Source organism: Pseudoduganella sp. GW821-FHT12E03, from assembly GCF_058807115.1.
In genome coordinates, this window is record NZ_JBXAQJ010000004.1 from 299,994 (window position 1) to 318,354 (window position 18,361).

At 63.5% G+C, this 18,361-nt stretch carries 17 protein-coding genes; 7 read left to right on the forward strand and 10 right to left on the reverse strand.

All coding sequences use genetic code 11. From position 1 onward, the window contains the following. Positions 1-7: 7 nt before the first annotated feature. Positions 8-1,312, reverse strand: a complete 1,305-nt coding sequence (locus AC1RRC_RS12180; RefSeq protein ID WP_493055734.1) for a sensor histidine kinase — start codon at positions 1,310-1,312, stop codon at positions 8-10. Beyond that, the gene (locus tag AC1RRC_RS12185; RefSeq protein ID WP_493055735.1) at positions 1,302-2,705 is read right to left on the reverse strand and encodes a sigma-54-dependent transcriptional regulator; all 1,404 of its coding nucleotides are present in this window, start codon (positions 2,703-2,705) and stop codon (positions 1,302-1,304) included. The genes AC1RRC_RS12180 and AC1RRC_RS12185 overlap by 11 nt, the downstream gene beginning before the upstream one ends. Before the next feature lie 171 nt (positions 2,706-2,876). On the opposite strand from AC1RRC_RS12185, the gene AC1RRC_RS12190 reads away from it, so the two are divergent. From AC1RRC_RS12190 to AC1RRC_RS12200, 3 genes are read left to right on the forward strand one after another with little or no spacing between them, the layout of a single operon-like run. Beyond that, on the forward strand, positions 2,877-4,172 hold the full coding sequence (locus AC1RRC_RS12190) for an efflux RND transporter periplasmic adaptor subunit (RefSeq protein ID WP_493055736.1): 1,296 nt from the start codon (positions 2,877-2,879) through the stop codon (positions 4,170-4,172). Between the two features lie 28 nt (positions 4,173-4,200). After that, entirely contained in the window at positions 4,201-4,881 is a 681-nt protein-coding gene (locus AC1RRC_RS12195) for an ABC transporter ATP-binding protein (protein ID WP_493055737.1), read from the forward strand. A 5-nt stretch (positions 4,882-4,886) separates the two neighbouring features. Next, positions 4,887-7,256, forward strand: a complete 2,370-nt coding sequence (locus AC1RRC_RS12200) for an ABC transporter permease (protein WP_493055738.1) — start codon at positions 4,887-4,889, stop codon at positions 7,254-7,256. Between the two features lie 68 nt (positions 7,257-7,324). Here the strand turns inward: AC1RRC_RS12200 and AC1RRC_RS12205 are convergent, their stop codons facing one another. Then, positions 7,325-8,167: an FKBP-type peptidyl-prolyl cis-trans isomerase gene (locus AC1RRC_RS12205; RefSeq protein WP_493055739.1), complete on the reverse strand. Its 843-nt coding sequence runs from the start codon at positions 8,165-8,167 to the stop codon at positions 7,325-7,327. 107 nt (positions 8,168-8,274) lie between these two features. Then, complete coding sequence (locus AC1RRC_RS12210) at positions 8,275-10,152, reverse strand: potassium transporter Kup (RefSeq protein WP_493055740.1); 1,878 nt, start codon at positions 10,150-10,152, stop codon at positions 8,275-8,277. 193 nt (positions 10,153-10,345) lie between these two features. Here AC1RRC_RS12210 and rarD point away from each other — a divergent pair, with 193 nt between their 5' ends. From rarD to AC1RRC_RS12225, 3 genes are all read left to right on the forward strand, one after another. After that, entirely contained in the window at positions 10,346-11,221 is an 876-nt protein-coding gene (rarD, locus tag AC1RRC_RS12215) for an EamA family transporter RarD (protein ID WP_493055741.1), read from the forward strand. A 90-nt stretch (positions 11,222-11,311) separates the two neighbouring features. Then, positions 11,312-12,979, forward strand: coding sequence for an energy-dependent translational throttle protein EttA (ettA, locus tag AC1RRC_RS12220; RefSeq protein WP_493055742.1), 1,668 nt, complete (start codon positions 11,312-11,314; stop codon positions 12,977-12,979). 68 nt (positions 12,980-13,047) lie between these two features. Beyond that, entirely contained in the window at positions 13,048-13,512 is a 465-nt protein-coding gene (locus tag AC1RRC_RS12225; protein ID WP_493055743.1) for a DUF6265 family protein, read from the forward strand. A gap of 86 nt (positions 13,513-13,598) precedes the next feature. Here AC1RRC_RS12225 and AC1RRC_RS12230 read toward each other — a convergent pair whose 3' ends face one another. Both AC1RRC_RS12230 and AC1RRC_RS12235 read right to left on the reverse strand, forming a co-directional pair. After that, positions 13,599-14,192 (reverse strand): outer membrane beta-barrel protein, encoded by a 594-nt coding sequence (locus AC1RRC_RS12230; RefSeq protein ID WP_493055744.1) that lies wholly within the window; start codon positions 14,190-14,192, stop codon positions 13,599-13,601. Positions 14,193-14,384: 192 nt separating this feature from the next. Further along, entirely contained in the window at positions 14,385-14,999 is a 615-nt protein-coding gene (locus tag AC1RRC_RS12235; protein WP_493055745.1) for an alpha-ketoglutarate-dependent dioxygenase AlkB family protein, read from the reverse strand. Positions 15,000-15,017: 18 nt separating this feature from the next. Between AC1RRC_RS12235 and AC1RRC_RS12240 the strand changes: the two genes are divergently transcribed. Continuing rightward, a complete protein-coding gene (locus AC1RRC_RS12240; RefSeq protein ID WP_493055746.1) occupies positions 15,018-15,614 on the forward strand; it encodes a putative pterin-binding protein in 597 nt (198 codons plus the stop codon). Between the two features lie 50 nt (positions 15,615-15,664). On the opposite strand, the gene AC1RRC_RS12245 is transcribed toward AC1RRC_RS12240, so the two are convergent. The 4 genes from AC1RRC_RS12245 to AC1RRC_RS12260 form a co-directional block, all read right to left on the reverse strand. Then, positions 15,665-16,027, reverse strand: a complete 363-nt coding sequence (locus AC1RRC_RS12245) for a hypothetical protein (RefSeq protein WP_493055747.1) — start codon at positions 16,025-16,027, stop codon at positions 15,665-15,667. A 159-nt stretch (positions 16,028-16,186) separates the two neighbouring features. Then, entirely contained in the window at positions 16,187-17,008 is an 822-nt protein-coding gene (locus AC1RRC_RS12250) for a Rossmann-like and DUF2520 domain-containing protein (RefSeq protein ID WP_493055748.1), read from the reverse strand. Further along, positions 17,008-17,595 (reverse strand): DUF924 family protein, encoded by a 588-nt coding sequence (locus tag AC1RRC_RS12255; protein ID WP_493055749.1) that lies wholly within the window; start codon positions 17,593-17,595, stop codon positions 17,008-17,010. Before AC1RRC_RS12255 ends, AC1RRC_RS12250 begins: the two co-directional genes overlap by 1 nt. 10 nt (positions 17,596-17,605) lie before the next feature. Beyond that, the gene (locus AC1RRC_RS12260) at positions 17,606-18,349 is read right to left on the reverse strand and encodes an MgtC/SapB family protein (RefSeq protein WP_493055750.1); all 744 of its coding nucleotides are present in this window, start codon (positions 18,347-18,349) and stop codon (positions 17,606-17,608) included. Positions 18,350-18,361: the final 12 nt, after the last annotated feature.

Sequence of the window (18,361 nt, forward strand, 5' to 3'; positions counted from 1 at the left end):
CTCGCCCCTAGAACGACATGATGAAGCGTGCGCCCTCTCCAACGGAGCGCGCATAGCGCACCATGCCGCCATTGGCGTGCACCAGCTGGCGCACCAGCGCCAGCCCGATGCCCCGGCCCTGCTTTTTCGTGGAAAAGAAAGGCGTGAATATGTGGGCGGCCAGATCGTCCGGCACGCCGCAGCCATTGTCCGCCATCTCGATCTGCAGCCGCCCGCCTTTGCCCAGCCGCGCTTGCACGGTGACGGCGGGACGTGCACGGTCCTGCGCCGCTTCCAGTGCATTTTTCAGCAAATTGATCAACGCCTGTTCCAGCTGGCCTGGGTCCACCATCACTTCCAGCGACGCCGGCTCCACGGAAAACGCGGCCATGCCGCCATGCGCCTGCCATTGCGGCGTGATCAACGCGGACAGCCGTGCAAACAAGTCCTGCAAGCGCACCCGCTCCGGCTGTGGTGGCGGCACGGTGGATAACGTGCGGTAACTGCCGACGAAATCCACCAGGCTGGCCGCGCGGCGCGCGATGGCATCCAGCGCGGTTGCCATGTCCGCCGCCACGTCGCTGTCCAGCGCAGCGCTGGCGCCCATGCTGCCTGAGGCGCCCGGCGCACCAGCATCAGCACCAGCACCACGCGCTTCCGCCAGCAAATCACACGCGGTGCGCGACAGCGACGCCACCGGCGTCAGTGAATTCATGATTTCATGGGTCAGCACCTGCACCAGCTGGCGCCAGGCTTGCATGGCTTCCGCTTCCAGCTCGCTTTCCACCGGCATCAAGGCGGCCAGCCGCTGGCTGTCGCCCTGCAACGTCAATGCCGCCACCGAAACCAGCGCCCGTTCCGCGCCCCGCTCCGTGTCATAACGGATCAGTGTGCGGCCCTGCGCAGGCTGGGCCGCCACCAGTTGCAGCAATTGCGCGGGATCGCTGGCGCGGCCCGGCGCCAGCAGGCGGCGTGCGCCGGCGTTCAGCGCCGTCACGGCGCCCGCGCCATCGATGCGGAACAGGGCCATCGGCGCGTGTTCCAGGTGCGCTTCCAGGGTTTGCGCCGTGTCGAGCAGCGCGCGCCGGTCCGGCGTCAGCAGGCCATCATCCGCCGCCTGCGCGGCCACCGTGGGGGCGATGGCCGCGCGGCCGGCCAACCGCCGCACGCTGCACCACACCACGCTTGCCGCCACCACGCCGCCTATTGCGCACAGCACCAGCCAGCGCGGCGCCTGCGCCGACTGCGCCGCAGGCACGACAGCGGCGGACAGCGCCATTAACACCGCCATGCCACCGGCAATGGCCAATTGCAGGCGCCGTTCAGATGCCATGTTTTTCCAGCTTGCGGTACAGCGCGGCGCGGCTGACGCCCAGCATGCGCGCCGCATGGCTGATATTGCCGCCGGCCGCCGCCAGCGCAGCTGCAACCGCATCGCGCTCCAGCGCGTTCAGGGTCAGGTCGCCGCCGGCGCCAGGATCCTGCGCCGCCTGCGGATACACGGCAGTGGCGCCACCGGCCATCGCGTCTGGCGGCGGCAATGGCGCGGCAACCGGCATTGCCACAGGCGCCGCCTGGGGAAAACCAAAATCATCGACGCTGTACTCGGCGCCGGCGCCGAGAATCGCCGCCCGCTCGCACGCATGCCGCAAGGCGCGCACATTGCCCGGCCAGCCATAGTCTTCCAGCCGCGCCAGCGCCGCCGCAGCGACGTCTCTTGCGGGACGCTGGTATTGCTGTTCATAGTGCGCCAGGTAATGCCGCAACAGCAGCGCAATATCGCCGCGCCGTTCGCGCAGCGGCGGTACGCGCAGGACGATGGTGTTCAGGCGGAACAACAAATCCGGCCGGAACACGGATGCATCGAACAGCCGCGCCTCGTCGAGGTTGGTGGCGCTGACGATCCGCACATCGACGCTTTCCGCACGGTCCGCGCCGATCGGCGTGACTTCCCGGCGCTCCAGCGCCGTCAACAGCTTGGCCTGCGCCGGCAACGGCAAGTTGCCGATTTCATCGAGGAATAAGGTGCCGCCGCGCGCTGCCTGGAAGCGCCCCGCGCGATCCGCCTTCGCATCCGTGAAAGCCCCTTTGCGGTGGCCAAACAATTCGCTTTCAAAAGTCGATTCCGGCAGCGCGCCCATATCCACCGGCAGGAACGCGCCGGCGGCGCGGCGCGAGGCCAGGTGCACGGCGCGCGCCACCAGTTCCTTGCCGACGCCGTTCTCTCCCAGCACCAGCACATTCGCTTCGGTCGGCGCCACGCTGGCTATCATGGTGCGCAGCGCCTGCATGGCGGGCGAATCGCCCATCAGCGCGGAGGCCGATGGCGCCGCCACGGCAACCGGCGCGCGGGCCGCCAGCGCGCTGTCGATGGCCGCCACCAGGCGTGCGTTATCCCACGGCTTGGTAATGAAATCGCAGGCGCCGCGCTTCAATGCCTGCACCGCAAGCGGCACGTCCGCATACGCGGTCATGGCAATCACAGCGGCAGGATTGCTGTGCGCACGCAGCACATCCAGCGCAGCCAGCCCTTCCGCGCCATCGCTGCGGCCCGGCGTGAAGTTCATGTCCAGCAGCACGACATCCGGCGCCTCGCGCGCCAGCAGCGCCGGCAGCGCGGCGGGCGCGTTCAGCACGGACACCTTGCCATGGCGCCGCCGCAGCAGCATTTGCGCCGCGCACGCGACGTCGGCATCGTCGTCGAGGATCAGGATATGGCTCGTCATGCGGCGCATTCTAGCAACAAACCATTGCCTTGCATGCGATGTTTTGAGGGCCCCGCGCGCACTGTCCGGAATCGGACAGCGCCAGTGGCCGCATGCGGACAGGTTGGCACCAAAAACCCCGCCAACCTCCGTTTCAGGCAGGTGGCACGCCCTTTGCAGAAGACAACCACCATGACGCCATCCAACCACATCCCCCATCTGCAACCCGCGACCGGCGCGGCCATGGACACCATCGTCCCCCGCAAGCGTGGCAAGGCCATCGCGCTGGCGGCGCTGGCCACCGCCGTTGCCATCGCCATTCTGGCCATGCTGTGGCAACAGATGCCGCGCGGCTTGCAAGTCCAGGCCGCCGACCTGCGCGTCGCCACCGTGGAGCGGGGCGTGTTCCGCGACGACGTGGCGGTGCGTGCCAGCGCGGAACCGCTGCGCTCCGTGATGCTCGATTCAGTGGAATCGGGCCGCGTCGAAGAAATCTCGGCGCGCGACGGCGACATCGTCGCGCAAGGCCAACTCCTGTTCCGCATCGCCAATCCGCAGCGCCACCTGGAATTGCTGGCGCGCCAGGCGGAACACGCGCAACAAATTTCCAACCTGTCGAACTTGCGCGTGGCGCAGGAAGCGGCGGCCAGCGACCACCAGCGCCGGCTGGACGACTTGCTCTTTACATTGCAACAATCGGAAAAACAGCATGCACGCACCACGCGGCTGGCCGCGCAGGGCTATGTCTCGGCGGCGGCGCTGGAAGAGTCGGCAGACCGCCTGGCGCACCAGCGGCAGGCGCTGGCGCAGGCACAGGGCGCCGGCGCCATGGACAGTAAGGTGCGCGCCCACGCACTGGCGCAACTGGGCGCCGCCATCGATGGCTTGCAATCCGGCCTGAAGCTGGTGGGCGCCACGGTGGAAGCACTGGCGGTGCGCGCGCCGGCTGCCGGGCGGCTGACGGACTTCCGCCTACAGGTTGGCGAATCGATTGCGGCCGGCAAGCATGTGGGCCGCATCGACGATCCGCAGCGCTTCAAGCTGACCGCGCAAGTCGATGAATTCTACCTGGCGCGCATGGCGGCCGGACGCGCGGCGCAAGTGCGCATCGACGAGCGCAGCCATGGCGCGCAAGTCACCAAGGTCTATCCGCAAATCCGCGACGGCCGCTTCACCCTGGAACTGGAATTCACCGGCGCACAACAGCCGGCGCTGAATCCCGGCCAGGGCGTGGACGTGCGCATCACCCTGGGCGATCCGGCGCCCGCCGTTCTGCTGCCCTATGGCGCCTGGGCCGCCGACAGCGGCGGACTGTGGGTCTATGTGGTGGCGGCCGATGGCGGCAGCGCCCAGTTGCGCGAACTCCGCCCCGGACGCCGCAACCACAGCCAGGTCGAAGTACTGGCGGGCCTGGCGCCGGGCGACCGGGTCATCGTATCCGGCTACGCCAATTACGGGAAATCGCCCGCGCTGCACATCTCACGGTAAAGTCACTCCCTCAAACAAAGGAACACCCATGCTCAAGCTATCCGCTGTCAGCAAAATCCACGAAGCGGGCGAAGTCCGCACCACCGCGCTCGACCGCCTCGACCTGCAAATCGACGCCGGCGAATATGTCGCCATCACCGGACCGTCCGGCTGCGGCAAATCCACCCTGCTCGGCATCCTCGGCCTGCTGGACGTGCCGTCCAGCGGCGAATACTGGTTCGATGGCCAAAATGTCGCCGGCTGGAGCGAAGCGCAGTTGAACACGCTGCGGCGCGGCCGCATCGGCTTCATCTTCCAGAGCTTCAACCTGATCGAGGAATTGAGCGTATCTGAGAACGTCGAACTGGCGCTGGAATACACGGGAATCGGCAAGGCGGAACGCCGCGCCAAGGTCACGGCCATGCTGAACAAGCTGGGTGTGCTGCACCGCGCGGCCCACCGGCCGTCGCAACTGTCTGGCGGCCAGCAGCAGCGCGTGGCGATTGCCCGCGCGCTGGTGGCCGGCCCCGCCCTGCTGCTGGCCGACGAACCCACCGGCAACCTCGATTCCGCGCACGGCGACGAAGTCATGCGCCTGCTGCGCAGCATCAACCTGGAAGGCACCACGGTGGTGATGGTGACGCACTCGCCGACGCACGCGGCCCAGGCATCGCGCACCCTGAACCTGCTCGATGGCCGCATCATGGTTGACGCGCTACGCGCCGCATGAGGGGCTTGGACTTTCGTATCGCGTGGCGCCTGCTGCTGCGCGAACCCGGCCATTCGGCGGTGGCGATCGCGGGGCTGGCGGTGGCGTTTGCCGCCTGCTTCCTGCTGCTGGGCTATGTGCGCCACAGCCTCGGTTATGACCGCCATGTGCCGGATTCCCAGCGCGTGGTTGCCGTCAAACAGCGCATCAATTTCTTCCCCCGGCCGGAATGGCAGCTCCATGCGTACTTCCCGCTGCGCCGGGCCGCCGTGGACAGCGGCATGGTGGAATCCTCCACCATCGTGCATCGATTGGGGTTCCCGTTGCGCGCCGCAGGCCGGTTGCAGAGCGTCAGCCTGCAGGCGGTGGACCGCGCATTCGGCCCCCTGTTCGGCGTGCGTACCGTCGCAGGCGACCTCGATGCCGCCCTGGCGCAACCGGATGGCCTGGCGCTGACCCTGTCTGCCGCGCAGCGCCTGTTTGGCCGCCAGCCGGCGCTTGGGCAGCGGGTGGAAGCGGGCGGCGCAGCGCTGCAAGTGCGCGCCATCGTGGCCGACCCGCCGGCAGCCACCATGCAACCCTATGCGGCGCTGGTGGGCCTGGTGTCCAGCGCATGGCCACCCGGCGACCGGCAAGACCTCGATAACATCAACAACCAGCAGCGTGGCGGCATTTACCTGAAGCTGAAACCGGGCGCCGACGTGGATGCGCTGGCGCGGCAATTGCAGCGCTTCGTGGAACAAGCCCCGGATCAGCAGCGCGTCCGCAACAGTGAGCTGGGACGCAGCCTGAATAGCCGCAACGTGACCGACATCGCACTGCTCCCGCTGCGCGATGTGTATTTCGACGAAGACCTGGCACACAGCCGCGATGGCGACAAGCATGGCCGGCGGGACGCGGTGCTGGCATTGACGGGCGTGATGGCGCTGATCCTGCTGCTGGCGGTCAGCAATTACATCAACCTGGCCACCATCCGCACGGTACGCCGCCAGCGTGAAGTCGCCATGCGCAAATTGCTGGGCGCCGGGCCCGCGCGGCTGGCCGTGCAATTGCTGGCCGAATCCATGCTGGTGGCATTGCTGGCGGCCCTGTGCGGCATGCTGCTGGCCTGGCTGCTGCTGCCCGCGTTTGGCGCGCTGGTGGCGCGCCCGCTCGACGGTGTGGCCAACGGGGAAAACGCCGCACTGGCGCTATTGCTGGCGATCGGCACCGGGTTGTGCGCCGGCGCGTATCCCGCCTGGATCGCCATCGGCGTGCGGCCGGCCGCCGCGCTGGCGGGACGGGGCGACATGGAAACCATGGGTGGCCTGTGGCTGCGCCGCGCGCTGACCGTGCTGCAATTTGCCGTGGCCATGGGACTGACCGGCACCGCCGCCGCAATCGCCTGGCAAGCCCACTATGCCAGCGCTGCATGGCGCGGCTTCGATCCGGAAGGCTTGTACACGCTGGACTTGCCCGACGACAGCGGTACGGCGCAAGGCGCCGGCCTGGTGGCGGCGCTGCGCGCCCTGCCTGGCGTGCAGGGAGTAGCAGGTGTTTCCGAAGCGGTCGGGCGCGACGGTCAGAAAATCACGGGCACCATGCGCAGCCGCGACGGCCACAACGTCCGGCTGGAATTCAAAATGGTCAGTCCGGAATTCTTCCAGCTATATGGCGTCATGCCATTGCATGGCCGCCTGTTCGATCCGGCCCGCGACCGCATCGATGCGCCCCCCGGCGCCGTGCTCAATACAGCGGCGGCATTGGCGCTCGGCTATGCCACACCGGCAGAGGCAGTCGGCCAATACATCGGCATCGCGCCGGATATCCGATTCACCAGCCTGCGCATGGGGGCGCAACCGATGGTTTATATGCTGAACCATACCCACGTGCTGACCTTCCGCAGCAACGAGGACAGCGCAACCTTGCAAAACCGCATCCAACCATTATGGGACCGCTATTTCCCGAACAATACGCTGGACGTGCGCCGCGTGGCCAGCTGGTTCGGCGACGCCTACGAAGAAGACCTGCGCATGGCGCGCATACTGGGCGCAGCGGCCATCATCGCCACGGCGCTGGCGGCCAGCGGCATGTATGTACTGGCCGCCTATAGCGTCCAGCGGCGCCGCCGCGAAATCGTGCTGCGCAAGCTGCATGGCGCCGGCCGGGCCGCCATTGCGCGGCTGGTCGGATGGGAATTTGCCGTGCTGCTGGGCGCTGGCGCCCTGCTCGGCCTGCCGCCCGCCGCGATGGCGATCCGCCGGCACCTGGCCGGTTTTGCCGAACATGCGCCGATGCTGGGCTGGTGGCCGCTGGCAGGGGCGCTGCTGCTGGCGGTGCTGGTGGCATTGGCGGCGACGGCGCGCCATACGGTGGCGGCCATGCGGATCGCACCGGCCGCCGCCCTGCGCGGCTAGTACCGGCAAAAAAAAATCCCCGCTGCGCAGGCAAGCGGGGATTTTTCATCAGCAGCCAGGGGCAGGAATTACTTCACGCCCACCAGTTCGATATCGAAGATCAGTTCGGCATTCGGCGGAATCTTCACGGTGGTAACACCGGCGGCGTCGGTCGAAGAAACGCCGGCGGAGCCATAAGCCAGCAACGGCGGAATTTGCACCGTGCGCTTGCCGCCGACTTTCATGCCCAGCAGGGCGGCATCCCAACCCTTGATGCCACCACCCAGGGTGAAGGCGAAGGTGCCGTCGGTGCTGGTGTCGAATTGCGTGCCTTTGTTTTCCGGCTTGGTGGCGTCATACAGCCAGCCCGTGTATTTCACATTCAAGACTTTGCTGTATTCGACCGGCGCACCGGTACCCGCTGTCTCTTTCAGTATCTGTATCGCGGCCGACGGCGACGCCTTCTTCAGCGCCACCACTTCCACTTCAAACACCACCGGCGCGTATTGCGCGACTTTGCTGCCGCTCTGCGGACTGGTGTATTCATAAATGCCATACGCCAGGTTGTATGGCAGCACCAGGTTGGCTTTGCCGCCGACTTTCATGCCCGGTACGCCCTGGTCCCAGCCCAGCAGCGTATAGGTGGTGCCTGGCAGGATGGCGCCGGTGCCGGCCGCGAAGCTGCGGGTGCCGGATTCAAACTGGGCGCCACGCGAATTCGGTTTGGTGCTGTCGTACTGGTAACCGATGTAGTTGACCGTGGCCAGGTCGCCCGCCACCACGGTTTCACCAGTGCCAACCACCAGGTCGGTCTTGGCGTAGGCCGGCTGGGTTGGAATTTGCACCGTCGAGGCATTCTTGGCGCCACCGCCGCAAGCCGTCAGCGCCAGTGCGCAAACCAGCGGAACGAATTTCCAGAACATCGCTTTCATAAAACCCTTCTTTGCAATAGTAGACATGCCGATCCGGCCAGGGCAGCAGTGTAGCAGACTGCCGCTGGCCATTTACCGGATGTAGGCTTCGGTTACAAATCTCAAGATCAGATTTCCACCTGGGTACCGAGTTCAATCACGCGGTTCGGGGGAATCTGGTAAAAGTCAGCCGCCGCGCGGGCATTGCGCGACATGGCCACGAACAAGTGCTCGCGCCATGACGCCATGCCGGAGCCCGGCGTGGAAATCACGGTCTGGCGGGCGATGAAGAACGAGGTTTCCATCATTTCAAATTCCAGCCCGTGCGCGCTGCACAGTTTCAGCACCTTCGGAATATCCGGTTCATCCTTGAAGCCGTAATGCACATTGACCTGGTAGCACTGGTGGCCCAGTTCCGTGATCTTGACCTGTTCGTCGGACGGGACCCACGGTTCTTCCAGGATGTACACGGTGATGAACACCACCCGCTCGTGCAGCACCTTGTTGTGCGACAGGTTGTGCAACAGCGCGTGCGGCACGCCATCGCTTTCGCCGCGCAGGAAGATCGCCGTGCCATACACACGGGTCGGCGGCGCCATGAACAGCGATTCCAGGAATGCATCGAGCGGAATCGCATGCTTTTCCAGGTTCTGGAACACCAGGTCGCGGCCGGTGCGCCACGTCAGCATGATCGTCAGCAGCACGGCGCCCAGCAACAGCGGGAACCAGCCGCCGTGCAGCAGCTTCAGGGTACAGGCGGAGAACAGCAGGATATCAATGAAGATAAAGAAGCCGGTCGCGCCAAAGCACACCAGCAGCGGCAAATGCCAGCGGTAGCGCGTCACGAAGAACGTCAGGATCGTGGTCGACAGCATGGTGGCCGTCACGGCGATGCCATACGCGGCCGCCAGGTTTTCCGACGAACCGAAGCCCAGCACGGCAATCAGCACCACGGCCAGCTGCAGCCAGTTGACGGCGGGGATGTACACCTGGCCGATTTCACTGGCCGACGTGTGCAGCACGCGCATGCGCGGCAGCAGGCCCAGTGCGATGGCCTGGCGCGTCATCGAGAACGTGCCGGAAATCGTCGCCTGCGACGCGATCACGGTGGCCATGGTCGACAGCACCACCAGCGGAATCACGCTCCAGCTGCCCAACTGCTGGAAGAACGGGTTGGAAATCGCTTCCGGATTCGTCATCAGCAGTGCGCCCTGGCCCAGGTAGTTGAGCGCCAGCGCCGGGAACGCCACCAGGAACCACGCCATGCGGATCGGCTTTTTGCCGAAGTGGCCCATGTCGGCGTATAGCGCCTCGGCGCCGGTAAACGCCAGCACCACCGCGCCCAGTGCGACGAAGCCGGCGTACTTATTTTCCAGCATGAACACCAGCGCATGCCACGGATTGAGCGCGGCCAGGATTTGCGGCGCCTGCACGATATTGACGACGCCCATCGCGGCCAGCGCGGCAAACCACAGCACCATGATGGGACCGAACCAGCGGCCGATGCCGGCCGTGCCATGCTGCTGCAGCGCATACAGCGATACCAGCACGATGATGGTCAGCGGCACCACATAGGGTTTGAACGCCGGCGTCACCACTTCCAGGCCTTCGATCGCGGACAGCACGGAAATCGCCGGCGTCACCACGCTGTCGCCATAAAACATGGTGGCGCCAAACACGCCCAGCAATAGCAGCGGCGCATGCCAGCCCGAACGCTTGCTGACGGAATTGAGCGCCAGCGCCATCAGCGCCATCACGCCGCCCTCGCCGCGGTTATCCGCGCGCAGCACCAGGGTGACGTATTTCAGCGACACGATCATCGTCAACCCCCAGAAAATCAGGGAAACGATGCCGATCAGGTTGGAGGAATTCAGGGCGAGCCCGTGTTCCGGGTCGAAAATGGTTTTCAGCGTATACAGGGGACTGGTGCCGATATCGCCATAGACGATGCCGACGGCAGCCAGGGTCAGCGCGACAAGGCTGCTCTTCTTATGTTCCGAGGTCAAGATTGCACCTGAAGTTGTTTTGGTGCATTGCACAATAGGTTAAGTGTGTTCAATTTGCAAGCTCGCGCCATGCCCGTCTCCTGTGAATGCCGAATTCTACCCCTGTCAGCGGCCTTATACGATTTCCGCGATAATGGCAGACCGCCCCGAAGTTTCCGCGCAGCCATCCGCCGCGCTTAAAGGTTTGACATCCATGAATCCAGGCATCCTGTACGCCGCCCTCGCCTTCTTTTGCTGGGGCTTGTTTCCGCTGTACTTCCACGCCATCGGCCCGGTGCCGCCGATGGAAATCCTGGCCCACCGCATGCTGTGGTCGCTGGTATTCCTGGCCGCCGTGCTGACGGCGCGCAGCCAGTGGGGCTGGCTGCCGGACGTGCTGAAAAAACCGAAAGTCGTGGCCAGCTTCATCGCCAGCGCGCTGCTACTGACCGCCAACTGGTTCTTCTATATCTGGGCCGTGAAAAATGGCCATGTCATTGACGCCAGCCTTGGTTATTTCATCAATCCGCTCATCAATGTGCTGTTCGGCCTGCTGTTTTTAAAAGAACGGCTGCGGCGCGGCCAGTGGGTCGCGGTCGGCATCGCGGCGCTCGGCGTCGCGTGGCTGACATGGCAGGCCGGTAAACCGCCGTATATCGCGCTGGTGCTGGGGCTGACGTTTGGCGCTTACGGCCTGCTGCGCAAGACCGCCGCGCTGGCGGCGCTGGAAGGGCTGTCGTTTGAAACCATCATCTTGTTCCCACTGGCGGTCGCGTATGTCGGCTGGCTGTCGCTGCACGGAGAAAACACCTTTGTCAGCGCCCCCGCCGACACGCGCTGGCTGCTGGCGGCGGCCGGGCCAATCACCGCGATCCCCCTGCTGCTGTTCGCGGCCGGCGCGCGCCGCATCCCGATGTCGGTGCTGGGCATGCTGCAATACCTGTCCCCCACCATGCAAATGCTGCTGGGGCTGTGGTTCTTTGGCGAAGCGTTTTCGCCGGAGCGGCTGGCAGGGTTTATGGTGATCTGGAGCGCGCTGGCGGTGTATATGCTGGAAGGCTGGTGGAATTCACGCAAGGCGGCTTTGTAAAACCCGCCCTACTTTTTCAGCCCCGTTTGTCGTATGCTGTTGACCTTCTGTACCTGATACTTTTACGAGACTTTTCACGAGACTTTCCTAATGGCAAATTACGTCTATACCATGAACCGCGTGGGCAAAATTGTCCCGCCCAAGCGCCAGATCCTCAAAGATATCTCGCTGTCCTTCTTCCCGGGCGCGAAAATCGGCGTGCTGGGCCTGAACGGCTCCGGTAAATCGACCTTGCTGAAAATTATGGCCGGCATCGATACCGACATCCAGGGCGAAGCACGCCCGATGCCGGGCCTGAACATTGGTTACCTGCCGCAGGAACCGCAACTGGACCCGGAAAAAACCGTGCGCCAGGAAGTCGAATCCGGCCTGGGCGAAGCCTTCAGCGCCCAGGCGCAGCTGGAAGCCGTGTACGCCGCGTATGCGGAAGAAGATGCGGACTTCGATGCGCTGGCCAAGGAGCAGGAACGCCTGGAATCGATCATTGCCGCGGCCGACGGCGGCAACCTGAACCTGCAACTGGAAATGGCGGCCGACGCGCTGCGCCTGCCGCCATGGGAACAAAAAATCGGCGTGCTGTCCGGCGGTGAAAAGCGCCGCGTGGCGCTGTGCAAACTGTTGCTGTCCAAGCCAGACATGCTGCTGCTCGACGAACCGACCAACCACCTGGATGCGGAATCGGTTGAATGGCTGGAACAATTCCTGGTGCGTTTCCCGGGCACCGTGGTCGGCATCACCCACGATCGCTACTTCCTCGACAACGCCGCGGAATGGATCCTGGAACTGGACCGTGGCCACGGCATTCCATGGAAGGGCAACTACTCGTCCTGGCTGGAGCAAAAGCAGGACCGCCTGAAGCAGGAAGAAGCCACCGAATCGGCGCGCCAGAAAGCGCTGCAAAAAGAACTGGAATGGTCGCGCCAGAATCCGAAGGCGCGCCAGGCCAAGTCGAAAGCCCGTATGGCCCGCTTCAACGAGCTGAGCGAATACGAATACCAGAAACGCAACGAAACCCAGGAAATCTTTATTCCTGTGGCAGAGCGCCTGGGTAACGACGTGATTGAATTCAAGAACGTCACGAAATCGTTTGGCGACCGCCTGCTGATCGACAACCTGTCGTTCACCATCCCGCCGGGCGCGATCGTCGGCATCATCGGCCCGAACGGCGCCGGTAAATCGACCCTGTTCAAGATGATTGCCGGTGTTGAACAGCCGGACAGCGGTGAAGTCGTGATCGGCAAGACCGCCCGCGTGTCGCTGGTGGACCAGTCCCGCGACGACCTGGCCAACAGCAAGACCGTGTTCGAAGACGTGTCCGGCGGCGCCGACATGCTGAGCGTGGGCCGCTTCGAAATGCCATCGCGCGCCTACCTGGGCCGCTTCAACTTCAAGGGCGGCGACCAGCAAAAGATCGTCGGCAACCTGTCCGGCGGTGAACGCGGCCGCCTGCACCTGGCCAAGACCCTGCTCAAGGGCGGCAACGTCCTGCTGCTCGATGAACCGTCGAATGACCTGGACGTGGAAACCCTGCGCGCGCTGGAAGATGCGCTGCTGGAATTCGCCGGTTCCGTGATGGTGATTTCCCACGATCGCTGGTTCCTGGACCGTATCGCGACCCACATCATGGCCTTCGAAGGCGATTCGCAAGTCACGTTCTTTGCTGGTAACTACCAGGAATATGAAGCGGACAAGAAGAAACGCCTGGGTGAAGAAGGTGCGAAGCCGAAGCGTATCCGCTACAAGCCACTCACCACGTAATACTTTTGGCACGTTGCCAGCAGTAAAATGGGACCGGTTCGCCGGTCCCATTTTTTATTGGAGAAAACATGCGTAAACTGATTGCCGCGGTATCGATGCTGGCGTGCGGCGCCGCCCTGGCGCAAGACGTGACTGCCGACAAGCTGGGCTGGATGTCCGGCTGTTGGGCGGCCAGTGGCGGTGAAGCCGGCTCCGGTGAACAGTGGATGGCACCGGCCGGCGGCACCTTGCTTGGCATGAGCCGCACAGTGAAAAATGGCAAGACGGTGGCATGGGAATCCGTGCAGATCCGCGAGGTGGACGGCAAGCTGGCGTATGTGGCGAAACCGCATAACCAGCCGGAAGCGGCGTTTAAACTGGCCAGCCTGGACGGCCAGCACGTGGTGTTTGAAAATCCGCAGCACGATTTTCCGCAGCGGATCATTTACAAGCGCGACGGCGACCGCTTGCAGGCACGGATCGAGGGCACCATGAAGGGGAAAACCAGGGGGATCGATTTCCCACTGCAAAAAACCACGTGCCCTGGAATGTAAATAGCTAAATGGCGCCAAAAGGCGCCATTTTTCATACAGTACGCATCAACTCGACATTACAGGGCCTGGCCCCTTTATCAAGAAGATCAGAAGTTGTAGCGGGCGCCCAGCGAAACCGCGCCTTTCTTGCGGCCCTGGTCGATGGCGTTCTTGCCGTAGTGTTCGTACTCGAGCGACAGCGATACCTTTTCATTCAGCGCATATTCACCGCCGACCGAGGCATACAGGTTGCTGCGGTTGTTGTCGCCTGCCGCGTAAGGCGCGGCCAGGCCGGTGCCGTGCACTTCATTCTTGTTGTACGCGACACCCAGCTTGCCGAACACGGACAATTGCTGGTTGATCGGCACACTGCCTTTACCGGCCAGGTAGAACGCATGCGACTTGCTGTCGATGTGGCCGGCAGCCGTGCCCACGCTGTAGTTGTAGTCGGAATTGCCGAAGTCGGTATAACCGCCTTCCACGGCGAAATTCTTGTTCAACTGGTAGCCGCCATAAATCTTGCCGGACCATTCATTGCTGTTGCGGTCGCCGTTGCTGGTGTCGTTCGACAGGCTGTACTTGTGCTTGCTGGTCACCACGCCGACACCGGCGTAAGGACCGACATCATCGGCGGCATAAGCAGCGGAAACGCCACCAAAGGCGGTAGCAGAGACGATCAGGGCAGTCAGAATTTTTTTCATGTTGTTCGATCTTTCGCAAAGTATTGGTTGGGTTTGCTTAGGATCGCAATTTCACGGAATCGCGATGTAGGCAAGATAGCATCGAGCATTTGCCTACGTCGTTAGGGATTCCGTAAGAATTGTCACGAGTTGTAATCGCTATTGAAACGAAGAAGATCGCCACAAGATGACGGCTTTTCGCTTAAGTTAGGCTTAAGTTAAGCTTAGAATATTGCGGAAAGTCAGGCTGATCCGCGCGCCGCGCGGCGTTTTTTCCTTGTTGATGCCATGCCGCCAGTGGTGCTGCAACGCGCCCGCCATCAGCAGCAGGCTGCCATCGCCCAGCGCGATCTTGACGGTCTTCGGCAATCTCTTGTGCTTGAGGATGAACGTGCGCGCGGCGCCGAAACTCACCGACGCGATGGCGGGATCGCGGCCCAGTTCGCGCTCGTCATCGCTGTGGAAACCCATGCTGTCCTGCTCGTTGCGGTAATAGTTCAGCAGCACGCTGTTGAAGCGGCGGCCGGTGGCGGCCTCCACCGCGTGTTTGATTTCCAGCTGCAGCGGCGTCCACGGTTGCGGCTCGAACGTGGTGCCCGAATACGTGTAGCGGGCTGCCGGGTCGCCATGCCAGGCGCTCAGGCGCGGCTGCAGCATGGATTTGCCGTACAAGGTGATCGATTCCGCGCGCCACGGCGTTTCCTCGACCAGGCGCCGCATCACGGTGTCCGGGTCTTGCGCCAGCGGTAAACGCGGCATGAAATACAGTTCGCCATCCTCGATGGGAATGGCGTCCAGTGTCGTGTTCTGATCGGCAAACAAGTCCATAGCCGGTATGATATCAGCATGAAAAAACGCCAATTCTTTGGCGCGCTTGCTGCGGCAAGCGCGCTCCCCGTGCTGGCCACCGCCAGCGCCGCCCCCGTCAAAACCAGCGGTCCCGTGCTGTTGACAGTGACCGGCCCGATCAGCAAACCCAACCGTGGCCCGCTTGATCCGGGCGGCTTCGACCAGATGCTGGTCAAGCACAAGGTGAGTTTTACCAAGGCTTATGTGTTTGATTTCGCGATGCTGGCGGCGCTGCCCGCCATCACCATCAAACCGACGCTGGAATACGACAGCAAACCGCATACGCTGAAGGGGCCGCTGCTGGTCGATGTCTTAAAAGCCGCCGGCGCAACCTTGACGGAAAACAGCACCATCGCCTTGCGCGCGGTGGATGGCTATGCGGCCAGTGTGACGGTGGCGCAGGCGCGGGCGCAGCGCTACATCATCGCCACGCACCTGGAAGGCGCGCCGATTGCGCTGGGCGGACTGGGTCCGCTGTGGGCCGTGTATGACGCGGATAAAGTGCCGGACATGGCAAAGAAACCCGTGGCGGAACGTTTCGGTTCTTGCCCGTGGGGTTTATATCACGTGGAAGTACAGGCAGTGGTGGTCTAGGCTTGCCGGTCTGACGTCCGGATCAGGGAGGACGTCAGACTGCAGGAAGATCAGGCGTACGCTTCGGCCAGCGACATCACGCGGGGCGTGATGGTAATGCCGACATCGGCAAACACTTTCGTGATGACAGCCATATTGGCTGCGTTTTCTTCCGGTTTCCAGCCTTTGAACAGGTCGGTGCCGTCTTTTTGGAAGTGCAAATCCAGTACTTTGCCGCGGTCTTTGTGCGTATAGCCGGAGCTGTGCGTGTTTTCAAAGCCAGCGGCCTTCAGCGCGGCAATCACGTCCGCCGGTGGATTGTCCGGATCGGTGGCGATATACACGCCAAAGGTCTTGCCAGGCGGCTTGGCGGCGATGTCCACATCGTAAATACCGGGCGCCTTGGTAACCGAAGTGCTTTTCAGAAATAACATGTTCTATCCTCTATCCTCTGCTGGGCAACGCCATCCTGGGCGCGCTTCCTGACTTGTTTTTCTGATCCAAATATATTCCAACAATTAAGCTTATTGCTTTCGCCGAGGATTTACAAGGAATTCGGCAATGCGCATGAGCAACATGCACCAAGGGACGATTTAACTGTTGTGCTTTCGGTGCGCCAGCGCCACAGTAGGGGCCACCAGCGCCTGGTACAGCTCCCCGGTCGGTCCATCCCAGGCCGTCACGGCTTGCTGCTGGCGCGCCACGGTCGCCATGTCGCCGCGTGCAATCGGACCACTGAGCGCGGGCGCCGCGCCCAGGCGAAACACATTGGCCAGGGTTTCCGATGCCAGCGGTTGCGCCAGTTCGCGCGCCACCGGCTCCGGGATACCGGCCGCCTGGTAAGCGCGCAGCGCCGCATCGAGGACGGTGGTCAGGTAGTTACTGGCAAACACCGCCGCCGCGTGATAAACGGTTTTCGCCGCCGCGTCGATCGCCACCGGACGGGCGCCGATGGCCAGCAAGGCCGGTTCCAGCACGGCGACCGCGGCCGCATCGCCTTCGATCCCGCAAAAGGTGCCACTGAAAGCAGCAGCCACACTGGAGGGATCGGCAAAACTGCGGATCGGGTGCACGCTGGCCACATGCGCGCCTGCCGCACGCGCCGCCTGCAGCCGGTCCGATGCCAGCGCACCGCTGCAATGAAACACGATCGCGCCCTGCAACGATACGCTGCCCGCCAGCGCTTCACAGGCCGCCACGATCTGGTCGTCGCCCACCGACAGCATGTAGATCTCTGCGGCGCGCAACGCGGCGTAACCGTCGGCCGCGCTCCCGGCGCCGATGAACGCGACCGCCTGCTGCGCGGACGGCAGCGAACGGGCCAGCACGTCGCGCAAATCAAAGACGGTGTCCGCCCACAGGCGTCCAAACACCCGGCCAACATGGCCGCCGCCGATGATCGACAAGCTGCGCATCAGAAGCTCGAACCGGGTTGCTTGAGGAATTCGCGCTCTTCCGCCGTCGATTCACGGCCCAGGATCGCATTCCGGTGCGGGAAGCGGCCAAAGCGGCGGATCACGTCGAAATGGCGGCGCGCATAGTCATAGGTGCTGTCAAAGCCTGGCGCGGACACGCGCAGCATGTCATACAAATCCATTGAACGCTGCTGCATCGACAGCGATTCCGCATGTTCGAACGGCAGGAAGGCAAAAATCCGCTGCACCGGCGGCAAGGTTTGATTGGCGCCGCTGTTGTCCAGCGCCAGCGCGGCTTCCAGCGCCAGGCTGTCGCCGGCAAACGATTGCGGCGTACCCCGGTAGATATTGCGGGTGAACTGGTCCAGCACGATAATGCGCGCCAAGGTGCCTTGCGTGCCTTCGTCATCCCAGCGGCGCAAGCCGCCCGACAGGGCTTCTTCCACGATGTGACCGAATTGTGTGGCGATCTGGCGGTCGAACTGGTCATCCTTGCGGAACCATTCGGGGCGCTGGGTATTGTGTCCCTTGACGCCGATCGGCAAAAACCAGAAATCCAGCACGTCCTGTGCAGCAATTAATTCCATTGTCCGTCCTTCAGTTGCGCGCGTGCGATAACTGGAATCCATCCAGTCCGTCGAACTGCGACATTTCCTTTGCCAGTTCCGCCATCGTCGCGCCGGAACGCTTGCTGAGCGCGATGGCGACGAAACGCCATTCCTGCGCGCCGTGGTCACTGCTGATCATCATCGATCCGCCGGCGATTTCATAACCGCGTTTCAGCGCAATCGCCCGCAGCTCCTGTACTTCCGGCGTAAAGCCTTCCTTGAAGCGCATCGTCATCGCCACCGCGTGGCGCGACGGCAGCCACGCTTCGACCTTGGACAGGAAGATCATCGACATCGCGCACAGGAAGCCCAGACCGATCGCGCCCAAATAAAAGCCCAGGCCGATCATGACGCCCATGGCGGACGACGCCCAGATCGACGCCGCCGTCGTCAGGCCGCTGATATTGAATCCTTCGCGCATGATCACGCCGGCGCCAAGAAAACCAATGCCCGTCACGATACCCTGCACCACGCGGGTGGGATCGGTGGCGATCAGGTGCGACATGCTGCCGCCGTACCACATGTTCGGATAGCCGCAAATCACCGTCAGCGCGCACGACGCCATGCACACCAGGCCATAGGTGCGCATGCCCGCCGCGCGCCCGTGGTACGAGCGCTCATACCCCACCACCAGGCCCAGCAACAGCGCGCCGAAAATATTCAGCAGGATCAGCATGTTGGTGGCCAACTCGCCGAGCGACCAGTAACCGGACAGGATGTGATAGGTGGGCATGGCGCACTCCTT

Bases quoted from the DNA above. Each gene is read 5' to 3' on its own strand.
- AC1RRC_RS12225 (WP_493055743.1), top strand. From the start codon at position 13,048: ATGCGTAAACTGATTGCCGCGGTATCGATGCTGGCGTGCGGCGCCGCC.
- AC1RRC_RS12260 (WP_493055750.1), bottom strand. From the start codon at position 18,349: ATGCCCACCTATCACATCCTGTCCGGTTACTGGTCGCTCGGCGAGTTG.
- AC1RRC_RS12255 (WP_493055749.1), bottom strand. From the start codon at position 17,595: ATGGAATTAATTGCTGCACAGGACGTGCTGGATTTCTGGTTTTTGCCG.
- AC1RRC_RS12235 (WP_493055745.1), bottom strand. From the start codon at position 14,999: ATGGACTTGTTTGCCGATCAGAACACGACACTGGACGCCATTCCCATC.
- AC1RRC_RS12205 (WP_493055739.1), bottom strand. From the start codon at position 8,167: ATGAAAGCGATGTTCTGGAAATTCGTTCCGCTGGTTTGCGCACTGGCG.
- AC1RRC_RS12240 (WP_493055746.1), top strand. From the start codon at position 15,018: ATGAAAAAACGCCAATTCTTTGGCGCGCTTGCTGCGGCAAGCGCGCTC.
- AC1RRC_RS12180 (WP_493055734.1), bottom strand. From the start codon at position 1,312: ATGGCATCTGAACGGCGCCTGCAATTGGCCATTGCCGGTGGCATGGCG.
- AC1RRC_RS12250 (WP_493055748.1), bottom strand. From the start codon at position 17,008: ATGCGCAGCTTGTCGATCATCGGCGGCGGCCATGTTGGCCGGGTGTTT.
- AC1RRC_RS12245 (WP_493055747.1), bottom strand. From the start codon at position 16,027: ATGTTATTTCTGAAAAGCACTTCGGTTACCAAGGCGCCCGGTATTTAC.
- rarD (WP_493055741.1), top strand. From the start codon at position 10,346: ATGAATCCAGGCATCCTGTACGCCGCCCTCGCCTTCTTTTGCTGGGGC.
- AC1RRC_RS12195 (WP_493055737.1), top strand. From the start codon at position 4,201: ATGCTCAAGCTATCCGCTGTCAGCAAAATCCACGAAGCGGGCGAAGTC.
- ettA (WP_493055742.1), top strand. From the start codon at position 11,312: ATGGCAAATTACGTCTATACCATGAACCGCGTGGGCAAAATTGTCCCG.
- AC1RRC_RS12230 (WP_493055744.1), bottom strand. From the start codon at position 14,192: ATGAAAAAAATTCTGACTGCCCTGATCGTCTCTGCTACCGCCTTTGGT.
- AC1RRC_RS12185 (WP_493055735.1), bottom strand. From the start codon at position 2,705: ATGACGAGCCATATCCTGATCCTCGACGACGATGCCGACGTCGCGTGC.
- AC1RRC_RS12190 (WP_493055736.1), top strand. From the start codon at position 2,877: ATGACGCCATCCAACCACATCCCCCATCTGCAACCCGCGACCGGCGCG.